The following is an 18,743-nucleotide window of genomic DNA, read 5'->3' on the forward strand; positions in this document are numbered from 1 at the left end:
CCTTCGACACCGTCAAGGGCGGCGACTACCTCGTCGACCAGGACGCGGCGGAGATTCTCGCCAAGGAGGCGATCGACGCCGTCATCGACCTCGAGAACATGGGCCTGCCGTTCAACCGCACGCCCGAGGGCAAGATCGACCAGCGTCGTTTCGGCGGTCACACCGCGGAGCACGGCAAGACCCCGGTCCGCCGCGCGTGCTACGCCGCCGACCGCACCGGCCACATGATCCTGCAGACGCTGTTCCAGAACTGCGTGAAGCTCGGCATCAACTTCTTCAACGAGTTCTACGTGCTCGACCTCATCACGGTGAAGGACGACGAGGGCAAGACCGGCATCGCCGGCGTCGTCGCGTACGACCTGGCCACGGGCGAACTGCACGTGTTCCACGCCAAGGCCGTCATCTTCGCCACGGGCGGCTTCGGCAAGATCTTCAAGACCACCTCCAACGCGCACACGCTCACGGGCGACGGCGTCGGCATCGTGTGGCGCAAGGGCTTGCCGCTGGAGGACCTCGAGTTCTTCCAGTTCCACCCGACCGGGCTCGCGGGTCTGGGCATCCTCCTCACCGAGGGTGCGCGCGGTGAGGGAGCGATCCTGCGCAACGCGTCCGGAGAGCGCTTCATGGAGCGCTACGCCCCCACGATCAAGGACCTCGCCCCCCGCGACATCGTCGCGCGCTGCATGGTGCAGGAGGTCGCGGAGGGCCGGGGCGCCGGGCCGCACAAGGACTACGTGCTGCTCGACTGCACGCACCTGGGCGCCGAGGTGCTGGAGACCAAGCTCCCCGACATCACCGAGTTCGCCCGGACCTACCTGGGCGTGGACCCGGTCGTCGAGCCGGTGCCCGTGATGCCGACCGCGCACTACGCGATGGGCGGGATCCCCACCAACAACAGCGGAGAGGTGCTCGCGGACAACGACACGGTCGTGCCGGGCCTCTACGCCGCCGGCGAGTGCGCCTGCGTCTCGGTGCACGGCGCGAACCGCCTCGGCACCAACTCGCTGCTCGACATCAACGTGTTCGGCAAGCGCTCAGGCCGCAACGCGGTCGAGTACGTCAAGACCGTCGAGTTCCTGCCCCTCCCCGAGGCGCCGGAGACCGCGGTCAAGGAGATGCTGGAGGGCCTGCGCAACAACGCGGGCACCGAGCGGATCGCGGTGCTGCGCAAGAAGCTGCAGGACGAGATGGACAAGGGCGCCCAGGTGTTCCGGACGCACGAGTCCCTCGAACACGTCCTCGGTGTCATCGCCGAGCTGCGCGAGCGGTACAAGAACGTGCACGTCGACGACAAGGGTCAGCGGTTCAACACCGATCTGCTCGAGGCCGTGGAGCTCGGTTTCCTCCTCGACATCGCGGAGGTCGTCGTCTACGCGGCGCAGAACCGCGAGGAGAGCCGCGGCGGCCACATGCGCGACGACTTCCCGAAGCGCGACGACGAGAACTACATGAAGCACACGATGGCGTACCTGACCGGCGACCCGCACTCGTCGACGCCGAGCGACCACATCCGCCTGGACTGGAAGCCCGTCGTGTTCACGAAGAACGACAAGGGCGAGTACAACTACCCGCCGATGGAGAGGAAGTACTGATGTCCGCCGACGTCGTGGAAGAGGTCCGGGAAGACCTGATCGAGCCCGAGGTCACCGAGCAGGACTCCGGGGTGCAGTCGTTCCTCGTCACGTTCAACATCCGCCGCTTCGATCCCGAGGTCGACAGCGAGCCGCACTGGGTCGACTACGACGTCGAGCTGTACGCCACCGACCGCGTGCTCGACGCCCTGCACAAGATCAAGTGGGAGGTGGACGGCTCGCTCACGTTCCGCCGCTCCTGCGCCCACGGCGTCTGCGGATCCGACGCGATGCGGATCAACGGGCGCAACCGTCTCGCCTGCAAGACGCTGATCAAGGACCTGGACATCTCCAAGCCGATCTACGTCGAGGCCATCAAGGGCCTGCCGCTCGAGAAGGACCTCGTCGTCGACATGGACCCGTTCTTCGCCGCGTACCGCGAGGTGAAGCCGTTCCTGCTCGCGGCGTCCGAGCCCGAGAAGGGCAAGGAGCGCACCCAGTCGATCGTGCAGCGCGAGCGCTTCGACGACACGACCAAGTGCATCCTCTGCGCCGCGTGCACCTCCTCGTGCCCCGTGTTCTGGACCGACGGGCAGTACTTCGGTCCCGCCGCGATCGTGAACGCGCACCGCTTCATCTTCGATTCCCGCGACGACGCCGCGGACGTGAGGCTGGACATCCTCAACGACAAGGAGGGTGTGTGGCGCTGCCGTACGACCTTCAACTGCACCGAGGCGTGCCCTCGTGGCATCGAGGTCACCAAGGCCATCGCCGAGGTCAAGCAGGCGGTCCTGCGCGGCCGCCCCTGACCGGACATGCGAAGAGGCGCCCTTCCCTGCCGGGGGGCGCCTCTTCGCATGTCCGGGAGCGGCGACGGGATCGCTAGGGTGAGGGCGTGGCGGAATCCGAATCGGAGCTGAGGGCGCGGCTGGAGGCACCGATCGAGCGTGCGGCGGCGCTCACCCGGCGCACCATGCGCGCGTTCCCGATCCGTGTCTGGCGCCGCTTCCTGCAGCGCAACGGCTTCCTCCTCTCCGCGGGCATGAGCTACCAGGGCCTCTTCGCGGTGTTCGGTCTGCTCTACATCGCGTTCGCGTCGGCGGGGCTCTGGCTCGGCGGCAGCACGCGGGCGATCGCGGTGCTCACGGCCATCGCGAACAGCTACATCCCCGGGATCGTGAGCGACAAGGGTCTCGTCCATCCCGACGACGTGCAGTCGCTCGCCTCCGATGCGAGCAGCGTGCTGAGCATCACGGGGATCGTCGCCGCTCTCGTCGTCGCTTGGACGGGGGTCACCGCGGTGACCTTCACCCGACGCGCCGTGCGCGACATCTTCGGGCTGCCCTACGACAACCGCAGCTTCGTGCTGCTGAAGCTGCGCGACGGCGCCGCGGGGGCCCTGTTCGGCCTGGCTCTGCTCATCGGATCCGTGCTCGGCTTCGCCGGCGTCTGGGCGCTGCGCCAGATCTTCGATCTGCTCGGCTGGCATCCGGGCGCGACGCTCTTCGACCTGCTCACCCGGGCCGCATCTGTCGTGGTCATGTTCGCGATCGACTCCGCCGCGATCGCGCTCCTGGTGCGCTTCCTCACCGGGACCAGGCTCGCATGGCGCACGATCCTCCCCGGCGCGATGCTCGGCGGGGGCGCGATCGTCGTGCTGCAGCTCGGCGCGGGTCTGCTGCTCACGCACACTCCCGGCAATCCCCTGCTGGCGACGTTCGCGGTCGTCGTGGCGATGCTGTTGTGGTGCCGGTGGGTCTCGGTCGTCATCCTCGTGGCCGCCGCATGGATCGCGCTCACCGCGGAGGATCGCGACCAGCCGCTGCAGGAGGTGGACGAGGACGCCGCCCGCCGCGCGGAGCTGGCCGCTCTCGTGCTGGCCGCCGACGTGCGTCTGCGGCGCGCCGAGCACGCCTACGAGACCGCACCGTGGTGGCGTCGTCGCTCGACGGCGCGCGAGCTGCGCTCGGCGCGCGAGGAGTGGGGCGATGCGCTCGCCGACGAGGCCGCCGCCACCCCGCCGACGCAGGAGGAGGGGCTGCTCGGTCTGTTCCTGGAGGGCCCGCGCCGCGGCGCCGCGCGACCCTCGGTTCCCGACCCCGTGGCCCCACCCGCACGATCGGCCCTGGGTCGCCGCGCACGCCGCGGATCCGGCGATGTCGGGGGCCCTCGTTAGGCTGGATCCATGCCCCATCTGCGTATCGCCACGGTCAACGTCAACGGCATCCGCGCCGCCGTCCGCAACGGGATACACGGCTGGCTCGACGATGCGGGCGTCGATGTGCTCACTTTGCAGGAGGTTCGCGCGCAGGACGAGCATCTCGAGGCGGCGTTCCCGGAGTGGTCGATCCTGCACGACGAGGCGACGGCCAAGGGCCGTGCGGGGGTCGCCGTGCTCAGCCGCGAACCCGCGCTCACGTCGCGCACGGCCCTCGGGCCGGACGATTTCGATTCGAAGGGCCGGTGGCTCGAGGCCGATTTCGATCTCGGCGGCGTCCCGCTCACCGTCGTCAGCGCCTACGTGCACAGCGGCGAGGCGGACACCCCGAAACAGCTCGAGAAGTGGAAGTTCCTCGACGCGATGACCACCCGGATGGGCGAGCTCGGTGCCGATGGCGCCCTCGCGCTGGTCACGGGAGACCTGAACGTCGGCCATCGAGAGCTCGACATCCGCAACTGGAAGGGCAATCGGACCAAAGCAGGGTTCCTTCCGCGCGAGCGCGCCTACTTCGACCGGTTCCTGGGAGCCTCGGGCGAGCAGATCACCGGGGTGGACGGATCCGTCGGTCCCGGTCTCGGCTGGGTAGACGTGGGTCGTGCCGCGCACGGCGAGGTGGACGGCCCCTACACGTGGTGGACCATGCGCGGACAGGCCTTCGACAACGACGCAGGGTGGCGCATCGACTACCACCTCGCCACCGCCCCACTCGCGGCGCGGGCGTCGAACTACCGTGTCGCGCGCGCAGCGACCTACGCCGAGAGGTGGAGTGACCACACCCCGGTCCTCGTCGACTACACCTACTGACGCGCCCCACCGGGTACCGCGCCCTGGCACCACGGCCTGGCACCGCGCCCGGGCGGTCGGACCCGCCGTCGTGCCGCCGTAGGATTGACGGGTGACCAAGCCCCGCCTCTACTCCGGAATGCAGCCCTCCGCCGACTCCCTCCAGGCCGGCAACTACATCGGGGCGCTCCTGCAGTGGCGGGATCTGCAGAGCTCCTACGACGCGTTCTTCTCGGTCGTCGACCTGCACGCGATCACGGTCCCGCAGGATCCGGCTGAACTCCGGGAGAAGACCCGTCGCACGGCAGCGCAGTACATCGCGGCCGGCATCGAGCCGTCCCAGTCGACGCTCTACGTGCAGTCGCACGTGCGGGCGCACGCGGAGCTGGCGTGGATCCTCTCCACGATCACGGGCTTCGGCGAGGCCGGGCGGATGACGCAGTTCAAGGACAAGTCGAGCCGGTTCGGCGCCGACGCGACCTCGGTCGGTCTCTTCACCTACCCCGTGCTGATGGCCGCGGACATCCTGCTGTACCAGACCGACGTCGTGCCCGTGGGCGACGACCAGAAGCAGCACGTCGAGCTGACCCGCGACCTCGCGGAGCGCTTCAACGCGCGCTTCGGCGAGACGTTCGTCGTGCCGAACCCCGTGATCCAGAAGGACACCGCCCGCATCTACGACCTGCAGAACCCCACCTCCAAGATGTCGAAGTCGGCGGAGTCGGACGCCGGGGTGCTGTGGTTGCTGGACGATCCGGCGAAGTCGGCCAAGAAGATCATGCGCGCCGTGACCGACAACGAGGGATCCGTGCGCTACGACCGCGAGAACAAGCCCGGCGTCTCGAACCTGCTCACCATCTACGCCGCCCTGACCGGGCGCCAGATCTCGGCCATCGAGGACGAGTACGCCGGCCGCGGGTACGGGGACTTCAAGAAGGGTCTCGCGGAGGTCGTGGTCGACGAGTTCGGCCCGGTACGCCAGCGGGCGAACGATCTGCTCGCGGACCCTGCGGAACTCGACCGGATCCTCGCCGCGAACGCCGCCAAGGCCGACGAGGTCGCCGATCGCACCCTGGCCGACGTGTACGACCGGGTGGGTCTGCTCCGCCGCGCCTGACCTGCGAAAGCCCGGCCAGCCCCATCGGCCCGACAGCTGGGTGCCGAGCTCGGTCGATCCGGCCCCGTTCGGCGTTGCCGGACTCTGTCCTCCGAATCCGACTGAGCTCGGAGCAGCGCGGCGCCGTTCCGGCCGGCAACGGCGCATCGACGGAGTCCCGCAGCACGGGCGCCGAGGAACCCGCCCGGCGTGGCCCTGGGCTGAGCCAATGGAACCGGGATCTCCGGATCCTGACACGCCTCGGCGATCGCGTCGATGTCGGCGCTCGCGCGCCTCACCTGGCGTGCCGTGGTCGGCGACGGCCGCTCGACCTCGGCTGATACCTCGGCCGGCGCCCGACGCACGCGCTGCCGCCCTGGGACACGCCGCGCTGCCCGATGTCGTCCTCCGGTGGCAGGATGTTCCCATGCCGGAGATGCCAGAGGTGCAGGGGCTGGTCGACTTCCTCGCCGAGCGCGCGGTCGGGCTGACGGTCACGCGCGCGTCCGTGTCGGCGATCTCCGCACTCAAGACCTACGACCCGCCGGTGACGGCGCTGTCCGGGTCCACTGTCCGTGCGGCGACGCGGCACGGCAAGTTCCTGGATCTGACGTTGGAGAGCGCCGCGGAGCCGGGGCTGCACCTCGTGTTCCACCTCGCCAAGGCCGGCTGGCTGCGCTGGCACGACGCCCTGCCGACCACCCTGATCCGGCCCGGGAAGTCTCCGATCGCGCTGCGCGTCGCGTTCGACGACGGCAGCGGGTTCGACCTCACCGAGGCCGGCTCGAAGAAGTCCCTCGCCGTGTACGTCGTGCGGGATCCGGCCGAGGTCCCCGGAATCGCCCGACTCGGGCCGGATCCGCTGGATCCGGCGTTCACCCGTGACGCATTCGCCGCGCTGCTCGAGGGCCGGCGCACGCAGATCAAGGGGCTGCTGCGCGACCAGGGCGTGATCGGCGGCATCGGCAACGCCTACTCCGACGAGATCCTGCATGCCGCCCGGATGTCGCCGTACGCACCCGCCGGAGGCCTCGGCGACGGTGACGTGACGCTCCTGTACGACGCGATGCAGACCACGCTGCGCGAGGCTGTCGCCGCCGCGAGCGGGAAGCCGCCGGCCGACCTCAAGGACGCGAAGAGGCGCGGCATGCAGGTGCACGCCCGCCGGGGCGAGGCCTGTCCCGTCTGCGGCGACACGGTGCGCAGCGTGTTCTTCGCCGACCGCTCGCTCGAGTACTGTCCCACCTGTCAGACCGGCGGCAAGGTGCTCGCGGACCGGCGACTGTCCCGGCTGCTGAAGTAGCCGACCGCGACACGGGAGGTCATAGATGCATCCGCCGGAATGAAACCGGAACCGTCGCGTTGACTAAACTGAGAGCAACACAACGTGCTCCGGGGTCGGTGAGAATCCGAACCGGCGGTGAGAGTCCGCGAACCGAGGATCCGACACGGATCCGAGGCCGATCCGGTGGAATTCCGGGACCGACGGTGATGCGAGCGAGAGCTTGCGAGTCCGGATAAGAGGAAGCACGCACGATCGTCGTGCCCAACCCCGACTCCCTGGACGAGGACGAAGAAGGCGACATGACGGCGACAGCGGCAGAGCGCGCAGCGATGGCGCGCGCTCTCGAGATCGCGCGCCGTGGTCCCCGTGGCCTGAATCCGCAGGTCGGTGCCGTGATCCTCTCCCCGAGCGGCGAGATGCTCGCCGACGGGTGGCATCGCGGATCCGGCACGCCCCACGCCGAGGTCGACGCGCTCTCGAAGCTCGCTCCGGAGCAGCTCCGCGGCGCGACGGCCGTGGTCACGCTCGAGCCCTGCAACCACACCGGCCGCACCGGACCGTGCGCACAGGCCCTCATCGATGCCGGCGTCGCCCGCGTCGTGTACGCGCTGGACGATCCGGGAGTCGTCTCCGGCGGCGGCGCAGAGCGGATGCGCGCGGCTGGCATCGATGTCGAGTCCGGGGAGCAGGCCGATGCGGCGGAGGCGCTCATCGGAGACTGGCTGACGGTGCAGCGCGCGGGGCGCCCGCACGTCACCGTGAAGTGGGCGCAGAGTCTGGACGGCCGCGCCGCCGCGGCGGACGGATCCAGCCAGTGGATCACCGGCCCCGAGGCACGGGCCGACGTGCACCGCCGCCGCGCCGCCGCGGACGCCATCGTCGTGGGCACCGGCACGGTGCTCGCCGACGACCCCGCGCTCACCGCGCGCGACGGCGACGCGCTGCTCCCCCACCAGCCGATCCCCGTCGTGATCGGCACGCGGACGACACCGGCCGACGCGGCCGTGCGCCGGCACCCGCACACCCCCCTGTTCTACTCCGGTCACGAGCTCGACGCGGTGCTCGCGGAGCTGCGGGAGCGCGGCGTCCAGCGCGTGTTCGTCGAGGGGGGTCCGACCCTGGCGAGCGCATTCGTCGCCGCGGGCCTCGCCGACCAGGTCCTCGCGTACGTCGCCCCGGTCCTGCTCGGGGGCCCGCGGCTCGCGCTCACCGACATCGGAGTGACCTCGATCGACGAGGCGCACCGCCTCGTCGTCGACGAGTGGCTGCCGCTGGGCCCGGATCTGCTGGCGATCGCCCGAACCCTGCCGTCGGACGAGAACACATCCCGGAACGAAGGAGGATCCTGATGTTCACCGGAATCATCGAGGAAATCGGCGAGATCACGGCGATCTCGTCGTCGGGAGACGGCTGGCGCCTCACGGTGCGCGCGCCGCGAGCGGCCTCCGGTGCCGTGCACGGCGAGTCGATCGCCGTCGGCGGCGTGTGTTTGACCGTGGTCGGTTCGACCACGGAGACCTTCGACGCCGACGTCATGAAGCAGACGCTCGACGTCGCCGCTCTGGCCGATGCGGTGGTCGGCTCGCGCGTCAACATCGAGAAGGCGATGCCAGTCGGCGCGCGGCTCGGCGGCCACATCGTCCAGGGTCATGTCGACGGCATCGGCGTGGTGCAGGAGGTGCGCCCCGGCGCGCAGTGGAGCGTGCTGCGGATCTCGCTGCCGCATGAGCTGGCGCCCCTCGTCGTCGACAAGGGGTCGATCGCGGTCGACGGCACGTCCCTGACGGTCAGTGCGGTGAGCCCGCCGTCGGCGACGGACGGAGCATCGGCCGCCGACTGGTTCGAGGTCTCGCTCATCCCGGAGACCCTGGGGGCGACCACGCTCGGTGCGCTCGTTCCGGGCGACCGCGTGAACCTGGAGACCGACATCCTCGCCCGGCACGTCGAGCGACTGCTCGCGTTCCGGACCGCAGACGCCGGCGCCGACCGCGCCGCGACATCGGAAGGAGGCTCGCGATGAGCCTTTCCACCATCGAAGAGGCGCTGGAGTCGCTCCGCGCCGGACGTCCCGTCCTCGTCGCGGACGACGAGAACCGCGAGAACGAGGGCGACGTCATCCTCTCCGCCGCGCTCGCCTCCCCGGAGTGGATCGCCTGGACCGTGCGCTGGACGTCGGGGTATCTCTGCGCACCGATGCCCGCCGACGTGGCCGACGCCCTCGACCTGCCTCCCATGGTCGCGGCGAACGAGGATGCGCGCGGCACGGCCTACACGATCAGCGTGGACGCCGCCCGCGGCGTCACGACGGGGATCAGCGCCGCCGACCGGGCGCACACGCTCAACGTCCTGGCGAGTGCGGAGTCGACTCCGTCCGACCTCATCCGTCCGGGCCACGTCCTGCCGCTGCGCGCGGTCGACGGCGGCGTCCGCGAACGCAGCGGTCACACGGAAGCCGCGGTCGAGCTGATGCGGCTCGCGGGTCTGCCCCCGGTGGGCGCGATCGCCGAGGTGGTCGCGGAAGACGGCAGCATGATGCGCCTCCCGGGTCTGCAGGAGCTCGGTGCGCGGGACGGGATCCCTGTCATCACGATCGAACAGCTCATCGCGTACCTCAACGAGCACGAGCCGGCGGACGCCGCCGTCCCTCCGCGCCGTCGGGTGAGCCTGCGCGCCGATGCGACCGTCCCGACCACGCACGGCGTCTTCCGCTTCCTCGCCTACAAGGACCGGGTGACCGGTACCGATCATGTCGCGGTGGTGTCCGGAGAGCCGACCGAGACCGCGCTCGTGCGGGTGCACTCCGAGTGCTTGACGGGCGAGGCGTTCGGCTCCCTGAAGTGCGAGTGCGGACCGCAGCTCGACGCGGCGCTCGACGCGATCGAGCAGGAGGGCGGCATCGTCATCTACATGCGCGGTCACGAGGGACGCGGGATCGGTCTCATCAACAAGCTGCGTGCGTACAGCCTGCAGGAGGAGGGGCTCGACACCGTGGACGCGAACCTCGCGCTGGGCCTCCCGGCGGACGCGCGCGACTACGCCGCCGCGGCCGGCATCCTCAGCGATCTCGGCGTCTCGAAGGTGCGCCTGCTCACGAACAACACCGACAAGGTCGTGCAGCTGCGCGAACTCGGACTCGACGTCGTCGAGCAGGTCCCGCTGATCGTCGGCGTCGGCCCGAACAACCACCAGTACCTCGAAACCAAGCGCGACCGCATGGGACACATCATCGGCGAGGCGGAACTCGCCGCGGCGTTGGCGCAGACCGCGGAGCACGGAAAGGACCACGCATGAGCGGTGCAGGAGCACCCACCACCGGAGGATTCGACGCGAGCGGACTGAACGTCGTCATCGTCGCCGGCACCTGGCACGACACGATCACGAACGGTCTCATCGCGGGCGCGCAGCGCGTGCTCGAGGAGACCGGGGCGAACCACCGTCTCGTGCGGGTGCCCGGATCCTTCGAACTCGCGGTCGCCGCCCAGGCCGCCTTCGCGGGCGGTGCCGATGCCGTCGTCGCGCTCGGCGTGATCATCCGCGGTGGCACCCCGCACTTCGAGTACGTGTCGGCGGCGACGACCGACGGTCTCACCCGCGTGGCGCTGGACGCGGGCAAGCCGGTCGGATTCGGTGTACTCACGCTGGACGACGAGCAGCAGGGGCTCGATCGCGCGGGCCTTCCTGGCTCCAAGGAGGACAAGGGCGCCGAGGCCGCCGACGCCGCTCTGCGCACGGCCCAGGTGATCCGGTCGCTGCGCGGCTGAACTGCACCCGAAGGCGTGCCTCAGCTCCCGGGCCCACCGGCTGAGGCACGCCTTGCTGGCGCTCCGGCGCGCACGGCCCTAGCCTGATGGCATGGAAATCCTGCGCCACATCGTGCTGTTCGTCCACCTCATCGGCTTCGCGATCCTCTTCGGCGCGTGGGCCGTGCAGGCATTCGGCGGCAAGAAGCAGGTGACCGGACTCATGAGCGTGGGCATGACCATCGCGGCGATCGCGGGTCTCGCGCTCGCCGCACCCTGGGGTCTGCCGGAGGGGGTCCATCTGAACTACGCCAAGCTGGGCACCAAGCTTGTGATCCTCTTGATCATCGGCGCCCTCCTCGGCATCGGCTCCGCACGTCAGAAGCGCGGTCAGGCGGTCGCGCCCGTCCTCTTCTGGGGCATCGGTGTGCTCACCGCGGTCAACGCGGGCATCGCCGCCATCTGGTGACCTCGATCCGGTGACGCGGCCGCGTCACCGCGACTGCCTCGACGAACGCGGGATCCGACCTCACGGATCCCGCGTTCGTCGTGACGGAGACTTCCGCGGTCGCACTCGGACGCCGACGCGTGTCAACCTGTGTGTCCGCTGAACGCCGGGCGTAGACTCCCCCTGCCCGAGATACCGGGATCACACAGGGAACCGCACCTCGATACGACGGAGAACCGCATGAGCACCGCCACCGCACCCGCCAATCCACGATCGCGGGTGATCCTCGCCAGTCTCATCGGGACCACGATCGAGTTCTACGACTTCTACGTCTACGCGACCGCCGCGGTGCTGGTGTTCCCCATCCTGTTCTTCCCCACCGGGAACGACACGACGGCCCTGCTCGCCTCGTTCGGCGTGTTCGGCGCCGCGATGGTCGCGCGCCCCATCGGCGCGATGGTCTTCGGCCACTTCGGCGATCGCTACGGCCGCAAGGCCACGCTCGTCGCGTCGCTGCTGACGATGGGCATCGCCACGTTCCTCATCGGCCTGCTGCCCACGTTCGCGCAGATAAACTGGTGGGCCGCGCTCCTGCTGCTTATCCTGCGCCTGGCGCAGGGCTTCGCCCTCGGCGGGGAGTGGTCGGGGGCTGCGCTGGTTGCCACGGAGAACGCGCCGGCCGGCAAGCGCGCCTGGTACGGATCGTTCCCGCAGCTGGGCGCTCCGCTCGGCTTCATCATCGCGAACGGGCTGTTCCTCATCATCAACGCGCTGCTTCCGCACGCGACGAACCCCGCACTCAAGTCGGAGGCGTTCCTCAGCTGGGGCTGGCGCGTTCCGTTCCTGTTCTCGGCCGTCATGGTGATCATCGGCCTCTGGGTTCGTCTGCGGCTGGTCGAGTCCGACACGTTCAAGCGCGCGGAGACGAGCGGGACCATCCGCAAGCTGCCCCTCGCGACAGTGTTCCGTCATCACTGGAAGCACCTGATCCTGGGCACTTTCGTCATGCTCGCGACGTACGTGCTGTTCTACCTGATGACGAACTTCACCCTGTCCTTCGGAACTAAGCCATTCTCGCTCGAGCTCGCGAGCGCCGCCGCGCAGAAGGCAGCCGAGGCCGGCGGCAAGCCGTTCGACCCCGCGGCCTTCGCCGCGCAGTTCTACCCTGGGCAGGGCTTCGGGTACACCGACTTCGTCGTCATGCAGATCATCGGCGTCGTGTTCTTCGGCATCTTCACGCTCCTGTCGGGCCCCTGGGCGGACCGGATCGGTCGCCGCAAGCTCCTGATCTGGACGACCATCGCGATCATCCTGTTCGGTTTCACGTTCCCGTTCTTCCTCGGCCAGCACGCCGGCGAGCCGTTCGCCGTGATCCTGACCCAGTCGTTCCTCATCTTGGGCTTCCTGCTCATGGGCACGACGTTCGGGCCGATGGGCGCTCTGCTGCCGGAGCTGTTCCCGACGAACGTGCGCTACACGGGCTCCGCCGTTTCCTACAACGTCTCCTCGATCCTCGGCGCGGCGGTCGCCCCGCTCATCGCCGTGTGGCTGTGGCAGTTGGCGGACGGCTCCCCCGTATTGGTCGGCATCTACCTGTCCGCGATGGCGGTCCTGACCCTGATCGCGCTCTTCCTCATCCCGGAGACGAAGGACCACGACTACGAGGACGACCTGGGCGTCTCCGCCGTCCTCTGAGAAGCGTCAACATTGCTTGACAGATCCCTCCTTGCGTCAACATACTTTGACATCAGGAGGGATCTTCATGAGCATCGAGACCACGCAGGCCACCGACCCGCAGGGCGAGCCCCTCGCCGAGCTCCACCGCCTCGTCGAGGCGCGCACGGCCATCATCCGCGCCGAGGAGGTGCAGGTGCGCCGGGCGCGCGCCGCGGGCTATTCGTGGCAGGCGATCGCGAGCGCGCTCGGCACAACGAGGCAGGCGGCGCACCGCCGATTCGGGCGACGCTGAGCGCCGCCCTCTCTCCATCCGACGCCGGTGCGCCGACGCGGATACGATCCGATCGCGGACCGCGCCGGGCTCAGCGTCCGGCGCGGTCCGCGGCCCGCAGCACGCGCAACGCGCGCAGCGTGACCCACCGGCTGCGGAACCCTTCGAACTCCCCCTCCATCCGGAACAGCGTCGGACCCTCGTGGGTGTTCTCCAGCGCCCACCACCCGTCGGGTCGTCGCTTCGCACGGAGCATCCCGAGTGCTTCGGCGCAGCGGTCGTCGCCCTCGGGACGCGCCTGACGGAAGTAGTCGAGCGCACGGAGCACGTCGTAGAACCAGCGCATCGGATAGGAGGTCATGGTGAACCGCGGGTCGATGACCTCGCCCGTGCTGCGACGGCGGAAGAGCTTCCGTTCCAGCAGGTACTCCTCCCCTGCCCGGCGGGCACGACGCACTTCGTCGGATCCGCCCGTCGCCTGCTCCCACGCCCAGAGCCCCTCGAGCACGCAGATCGTGGAGTGCAGCGACGAGACCGTCGCACCCTGGTCGTCCCAGCAGTTCCATCCGCCGTCGGAGAGCTGCCCGGCCAGGAGCTTCCCGAGCACGGTCTCGCCGGGCTCCCCGAAGAAGGCCGCGTTGCTCAGGACGACGCCGTTGACACAGGCTTCCGTCTCGCCCTCGAAGTAGCTCGCGCCGCCCTCGACGTCCCAGCGCACGTGCTCGCGCAGCCGCCGCACCGCTTCGCGCACGCGCGGATCGGCCGGATCAGGTCCGAAGTCCGCGAGCTGCTGCACGCTGAAGTGCGTGGCCGTCCAGGCGTCGAACATCGGACGCGAGCCGTCGACCCAGCCGGGCCGGTATACGCCGCCGTCCCACAGGCCATCCTCCGCCTGTTCCCCGAGAAGCCGCGCACCCCAGCCCTCTGCGGGCACCCGTGCGCGCTCGGCCGCGACCTCCCCCTCGCTCGCGTCCGTGAGGTCCCGGAGGACCTGCCAGCGGATCGCAGGATCGGAGTCCATCAGCTCGTCGACGAGGTCCATGCCCCGACCCTAGAACAGGGCACCGACGCTCAGGAGTAGTCGGCCAGGATCCTCCGTCGCTCTCCGTCGAGGACGATCCGCCCGCCGTACGGCAGGATCCACTGCGGCCGCGTGTGTCCGAACGACACACCCACGCAGACAACCGCCTCGGAGTTGTATCGGGCCAGCGAGGCCACGATCGCGTCCCGCTGCGCCGCCCGCAGCGCGCGCCTCTGCGCAGGCGGGGGCTCGAACTCGTGCGTACTCACGGGGGGACGCGCGACGACCACTCCCGAGACTCGCCCGAGCAGACCGCGCTCGCCGTACGCCCGCAGTTGTTCGGCGATCGAATCGGCAGACGTGAGGCGCTCGCTCGCCTCGAGGAGGAGGATCGAGCCGTCGAGCCGTTCCGCCGGAGGGAAGCGGCCGGCGAGCCCCAGCTGCACGAGCACTTCCAGACAACCGCCCCACGTCGGGCCGGCGACGCGACGACGGGGGCCCGCCCACGTCCAGCCTTCCGTCGCCTCACGCTCGCCGAACCGAGTGAGGGCGAGTGGGTCATGCCAGCGCCGGCCGACGTCCTCCGACAGGCCCGGCTCGACGATCTCCAGCTGCGCGCCGTCGAGGAGCGCGGCCCGCAGCGAGCGTGCATGCACGTCGTCGATCCCGGGCCCTGGCCCGAGATGCACCTGCGTCGATCCCCCGTGGAACGCGGCGACCCCGTGCACCCACAACCAGTTCAGGATGTTCGTGTTGTCGCTGTAACCCAGGAACGGCTTCGGGTCCGCCTGCGCGAGCTGCGGATCCAGATGCGGGGTCACGGTGATCTGATCGCTGCCACCGATGGTCGCGATGATGGCGCGGACCGTGTGGTCCGCGAACGCCGCGTTCACGTCCGCCGCACGGTCCTCGGGCCGCGCATCTCGGCGACGCGTGGTCGGGTACTCCACGGGGACGAGCCCCGTGAGCTCCGTCAGCCGGCGCATCGCCTGCTCATGGATCGCTGCCGAGGCCGCGGGCGCGGCGAACGCGGGCGACAACACCGCGACGCGGTCCCCGGGGCGCGCCTTCGGAGGATGCAACATCGTTCCAGCGTAGGCGGGCAAGCAGGAGGACACGGCAGCAGGAGTCCTCGGCCAGGATCCTCCGTCGCTCCCCGTCGAGGACGATCCCGCCCCGGCTCGGCGACCGGGGCGGGATCGGAGGCGGTCTACGCGTTCGCGAGCCGGTACCGGAGCGACGCGAGCTCGCTCGTCAGCGCTGCCGGCAGGCGATCGCCGAACGTCGCGAAGAACTCCTCGGTCGAATCTGCCTCTCGGGTCCACGAGACGGTGTCGATGGAGAAGAGCTCTGCGAGATCCTCATCCGAGACGTCCGCGCCGTCGAGGTTCAGATCCTCGATCCGCGGCAGGCGGCCGATCGGGCTGTCGACCGCGCCGACCTCGCCTTCGATGCGACGGATGATCCAGTCGATCACGCGCGCGTTGTCTCCGAAACCGGGCCACAGGAAGCGGCCGTCGGCGCCGCGCCGGAACCAGTTGACCTGGAAGATCCGGGGCGCCTTGTCGAAGCGGACGGCGCGACCCATCTTCAGCCAGTGCGCGAAGTAGTCGCCCATGTTGTAGCCGCAGAACGGCAGCATGGCGAAGGGGTCGCGACGCAGCTCGCCCACCGTGCCCTCCGCGGCCGCGGTGCGCTCGGAGGAGATGTTGGCGCCGAGGAAGACCCCGTGGCTCCAGTCGGTCGCCTCGACGACGAGGGGGACGTTGGTCGCACGTCGGCCGCCGAACAGGATCACGTCGAGCGGCACCCCCTCTGCGTCCTCCCAGTCCTCCGCGATCTGCGGGCACTGGGCGGCGGAGACCGTGAAGCGCGAATTCGGGTGCGCTGCCGGACGGCCGGAATCCGGCGTCCACGCGTTGCCCTCCCAGTCGACGAGGTTCGCCGGAGCCTCGTCGGTCAGGCCCTCCCACCACACGTCGCCGTCGGGGCGGAGCGCAACGTTCGTGAAGATCGTGTTGCCCCACAGCGTCTCGACCGCGGTGACGTTGGTCGACTCCCCGGTGCCGGGAGCGACGCCGAAGAATCCCGCCTCGGGGTTGATCGCGTGCATGCGGCCGTCCTCGCCGGGGCGGATCCACGTGATGTCGTCGCCGAGCGTCTCCACGCGCCAGCCGGGGATGGTCGGGCGCAGCATCGCGAGGTTCGTCTTGCCGCACGCCGACGGGAACGCCGCGGCGACGTGGTACGCCTTGCCCTCGGGCGACACCACGCGGATGAGGAGCATGTGCTCGGCGAGCCATCCCTCGTCCCGGGCGATCACCGATGCGATGCGCAGTGCGAAGCACTTCTTCGCGAGGATCGCGTTGCCGCCGTAGCCCGAGCCGAACGAGTACACCTCGAGCGTGTCGGGGAAGTGCACGATCCACTTCTCGTCGTTGCAGGGCCAGGTCGTGTCCGCCTCACCCTCGGCGAGCGGGGCGCCAACCGAGTGCACGGTGCGCACCCAGTCCACCCCCTGTGCGATCTGCCGCGTGACGGCGGCACCGACGCGGGTCATGATCCCGATCGACGCGACCGCGTAGGCGCTGTCCGTGACCTGAACGCCGATGTGCGAGAGCGGGCCGCCGACGGCGCCCATCGAGAACGGCACGACGTACATCGTGCGGCCGCGCATGGAGCCTGCGAAGATCTCGTCCATCTTCGCGTGCATCTCTGCCGGATCCGCCCAGTTGTTCGTCGGACCGGCGTCCGCCTCGTGCTCCGAGGCGATGAAGGTGCGCCCCTCGGTCCGGGCGACGTCGCTCGGGTGCGATCGCGCCAGGTACGAGCCAGGGCGCCACTCGGGGTTGAGCTTGATGAGCTTGCCCTCGTCGACGAGCTCGCGCAGCAGCGCGTCGTTCTCCGCAGCGGATCCATCGATCCAGTGCACCCGCGCCGGCTGGGTGAGCGCGGCGATCTCGTCGACCCACGCGCGCAGCTCGGCGAAGGCCGGGGTGTCGTACTCGGGGGCCGCCCCGAACTCGCGCACGGGGGCGAGAGAGGGGATCCGCGGGGTGGACGTCTCGGCGATGGCCATGTCTGCTCCTTTGATGGTGGGGCGTTACACCCAGTCTGAGGCGAGATCGGGCACTCTTCGCGTCGTGTTCGAGTTCAAGAACCTTATTTCTTTCGATATGATCAAGGAATGGCTTCAGGACTCGAGCTCACGACCCTCGGACATCGCATCCGTCACCATCGCACCCGCAGCGGGCTCACGCTCGACGAGCTGGGTGCCGCCGTCGGTGTCGCGGGGTCCCAGCTCAGCCTCATCGAGAACGGCAAGCGGGAGCCGAAGCTCTCCCTCCTGCAGGCCATCGCCGACGCCACCGGGACCGAGGTCAGCGACCTCATCTCCGGCGAGCCGCCGAACCGCCGGGCCGCGCTCGAGATCGAGCTCGACAGGGCGCAGTCGAGCTCGGTGTTCCGCCAGCTCGGCATCGCCCCGGTGCGTGTCAGCAAGGGGATGCCGGACGAGACGATCGAGTCGATCCTCGGCCTGCACCGCGAACTGCACCGGCGGGAGCGCGAGGCGATCGCGACGCCGGAGGAGGCCCGCCGTGCCAACACCGAGCTGCGTCTCAAGATGCGCGCGCTCGACAACCACCTCCCCGAGATCGAAGCGCTCGCCGAGCGGCAGCTCAAGAGCGCAGGGCACACCTCGGGCGCCCTCACGCACCGCACGGTGAGCATCATGGCCGAGCAGCTGGGCTTCGAGCTCATCTACGTGGACGACCTTCCGCACTCCACCCGGTCGGTCACCGACCTCGAACACGGCCGGATCTACCTGCCTCCCGCCTCCATCCCCGGCGGCCACGGGCTCCGGTCGATGGCGCTGCAGGCGATGGCGCACCGTCTGCTCGGCCACACCCCTCCCACGGACTACGCCGACTTCCTCCAGCAGCGCCTGGAGATCAACTACTACGCGGCGTGCTGCCTCATCCCGGAGACGGCCGGCGTCGCGTTCCTGCAGCAGGCGAAGAAGGACCGCAACCTCGCCGTGGAGGACTTCCGCGACGCCTTCGGTGTCACCCACGAGGCCGCGGCGATGCGCATGACGAACCTCATGACGACGCATCTGGACATGCGTCTGCACTTCCTCCGCGTCGACGAGTCTGGGGCCCTGACCCGCGTCTACGAGAACGACGACCTGCCGCTCCCGATGGACGTCACGGGATCGGTGGAAGGTCTCACCGTGTGCCGGAAGTTCTCTGCGCGGGCGGCCTTCGACCAGCGCAACCGCACGACGGAGCACTACCAGTACACCGACACCCCCTCCGGCACGTTCTGGTGCTCGACCCAGACCGGATCGACGACGGACGGCGGCGGCTTCTCCGTCACCGCCGGGGTTCCCTTCGACGACGCGCGGTGGTGGCGCGGGCGCGAGACGACGGTCCGCGCCCAGTCGACCTGCCCGGACGAGGCGTGCTGCCGCCGTCCGCCGGTCGGCATGACCGAGCGCTGGAAGAGCAAGGCGTGGCCGAGCGCCCGCGTGCACACGCACATGTTCTCGCCGCTCCCCCGTGGCGCGTTCCCCGGCGTCGACGACAACGAGGTGTACAGCTTCCTCGACCGGCACGCCGGGGAGTAG

Annotated in this window: 17 protein-coding genes; 14 read left to right on the forward strand and 3 right to left on the reverse strand. The window is 69.8% G+C overall.

The window, feature by feature from the left end:
- From sdhA to Q0P88_RS00065, 13 genes are all read left to right on the forward strand, one after another.
- Window positions 1–1,592 (forward strand): succinate dehydrogenase flavoprotein subunit (gene sdhA / locus Q0P88_RS00005; protein WP_295010197.1); only part of this gene is annotated, 1,592 nt, incomplete at its 5' end.
- Window positions 1,592–2,380, forward strand: coding sequence for a succinate dehydrogenase iron-sulfur subunit (locus Q0P88_RS00010; protein ID WP_295010198.1), 789 nt, complete (start codon window positions 1,592–1,594; stop codon window positions 2,378–2,380). The genes sdhA and Q0P88_RS00010, both read left to right, overlap by 1 nt.
- An 86-nt stretch (window positions 2,381–2,466) precedes the next feature.
- The gene (locus Q0P88_RS00015) at window positions 2,467–3,747 is read left to right on the forward strand and encodes a YihY/virulence factor BrkB family protein (RefSeq protein WP_295010199.1); all 1,281 of its coding nucleotides are present in this window, start codon (window positions 2,467–2,469) and stop codon (window positions 3,745–3,747) included.
- Between the two features lie 9 nt (window positions 3,748–3,756).
- Window positions 3,757–4,596: an exodeoxyribonuclease III gene (locus Q0P88_RS00020; protein ID WP_295010200.1), complete on the forward strand. Its 840-nt coding sequence runs from the start codon at window positions 3,757–3,759 to the stop codon at window positions 4,594–4,596.
- Between the two features lie 91 nt (window positions 4,597–4,687).
- A complete protein-coding gene (gene trpS / locus Q0P88_RS00025) occupies window positions 4,688–5,692 on the forward strand; it encodes a tryptophan--tRNA ligase (protein WP_295010201.1) in 1,005 nt (334 codons plus the stop codon).
- A 406-nt stretch (window positions 5,693–6,098) separates the two neighbouring features.
- Window positions 6,099–6,974: an Fpg/Nei family DNA glycosylase gene (locus Q0P88_RS00030; RefSeq protein WP_295010202.1), complete on the forward strand. Its 876-nt coding sequence runs from the start codon at window positions 6,099–6,101 to the stop codon at window positions 6,972–6,974.
- Window positions 6,975–7,255: 281 nt separating this feature from the next.
- Entirely contained in the window at window positions 7,256–8,305 is a 1,050-nt protein-coding gene (gene ribD / locus Q0P88_RS00035) for a bifunctional diaminohydroxyphosphoribosylaminopyrimidine deaminase/5-amino-6-(5-phosphoribosylamino)uracil reductase RibD (protein ID WP_295010396.1), read from the forward strand.
- Window positions 8,305–8,976: a riboflavin synthase gene (locus tag Q0P88_RS00040; RefSeq protein ID WP_295010203.1), complete on the forward strand. Its 672-nt coding sequence runs from the start codon at window positions 8,305–8,307 to the stop codon at window positions 8,974–8,976. Before ribD ends, Q0P88_RS00040 begins: the two co-directional genes overlap by 1 nt.
- Window positions 8,973–10,247, forward strand: a complete 1,275-nt coding sequence (gene ribA, locus Q0P88_RS00045; protein WP_295010204.1) for a GTP cyclohydrolase II — start codon at window positions 8,973–8,975, stop codon at window positions 10,245–10,247. The genes Q0P88_RS00040 and ribA overlap by 4 nt, the downstream gene beginning before the upstream one ends.
- Window positions 10,244–10,717, forward strand: a complete 474-nt coding sequence (gene ribH, locus Q0P88_RS00050; RefSeq protein WP_295010205.1) for a 6,7-dimethyl-8-ribityllumazine synthase — start codon at window positions 10,244–10,246, stop codon at window positions 10,715–10,717. Before ribA ends, ribH begins: the two co-directional genes overlap by 4 nt.
- A 91-nt stretch (window positions 10,718–10,808) precedes the next feature.
- Window positions 10,809–11,165: a Fe-S protein gene (locus Q0P88_RS00055; protein WP_295010206.1), complete on the forward strand. Its 357-nt coding sequence runs from the start codon at window positions 10,809–10,811 to the stop codon at window positions 11,163–11,165.
- A gap of 219 nt (window positions 11,166–11,384) precedes the next feature.
- Window positions 11,385–12,839 (forward strand): MFS transporter, encoded by a 1,455-nt coding sequence (locus tag Q0P88_RS00060; protein ID WP_295010207.1) that lies wholly within the window; start codon window positions 11,385–11,387, stop codon window positions 12,837–12,839.
- A gap of 67 nt (window positions 12,840–12,906) precedes the next feature.
- A complete protein-coding gene (locus tag Q0P88_RS00065; RefSeq protein WP_295010209.1) occupies window positions 12,907–13,113 on the forward strand; it encodes an AsnC family protein in 207 nt (68 codons plus the stop codon).
- Window positions 13,114–13,183: 70 nt separating this feature from the next.
- Here the strand turns inward: Q0P88_RS00065 and Q0P88_RS00070 are convergent, their stop codons facing one another.
- The 3 genes from Q0P88_RS00070 to Q0P88_RS00080 form a co-directional block, all read right to left on the reverse strand.
- Window positions 13,184–14,134, reverse strand: a complete 951-nt coding sequence (locus tag Q0P88_RS00070; protein ID WP_295010211.1) for a hypothetical protein — start codon at window positions 14,132–14,134, stop codon at window positions 13,184–13,186.
- Window positions 14,135–14,163: 29 nt separating this feature from the next.
- Window positions 14,164–15,198: a S66 peptidase family protein gene (locus Q0P88_RS00075; RefSeq protein WP_295010213.1), complete on the reverse strand. Its 1,035-nt coding sequence runs from the start codon at window positions 15,196–15,198 to the stop codon at window positions 14,164–14,166.
- Between the two features lie 125 nt (window positions 15,199–15,323).
- On the reverse strand, window positions 15,324–17,192 hold the full coding sequence (locus Q0P88_RS00080) for a phosphoenolpyruvate carboxykinase (GTP) (RefSeq protein WP_295010215.1): 1,869 nt from the start codon (window positions 17,190–17,192) through the stop codon (window positions 15,324–15,326).
- Window positions 17,193–17,300: 108 nt separating this feature from the next.
- Between Q0P88_RS00080 and Q0P88_RS00085 the strand changes: the two genes are divergently transcribed.
- Window positions 17,301–18,743, forward strand: a complete 1,443-nt coding sequence (locus Q0P88_RS00085; RefSeq protein ID WP_295010217.1) for a helix-turn-helix domain-containing protein — start codon at window positions 17,301–17,303, stop codon at window positions 18,741–18,743.

The organism is uncultured Microbacterium sp. (assembly GCF_945952435.1).
In the GTDB taxonomy this organism is placed as follows: Bacteria; Actinomycetota; Actinomycetes; order Actinomycetales; family Microbacteriaceae; genus Microbacterium.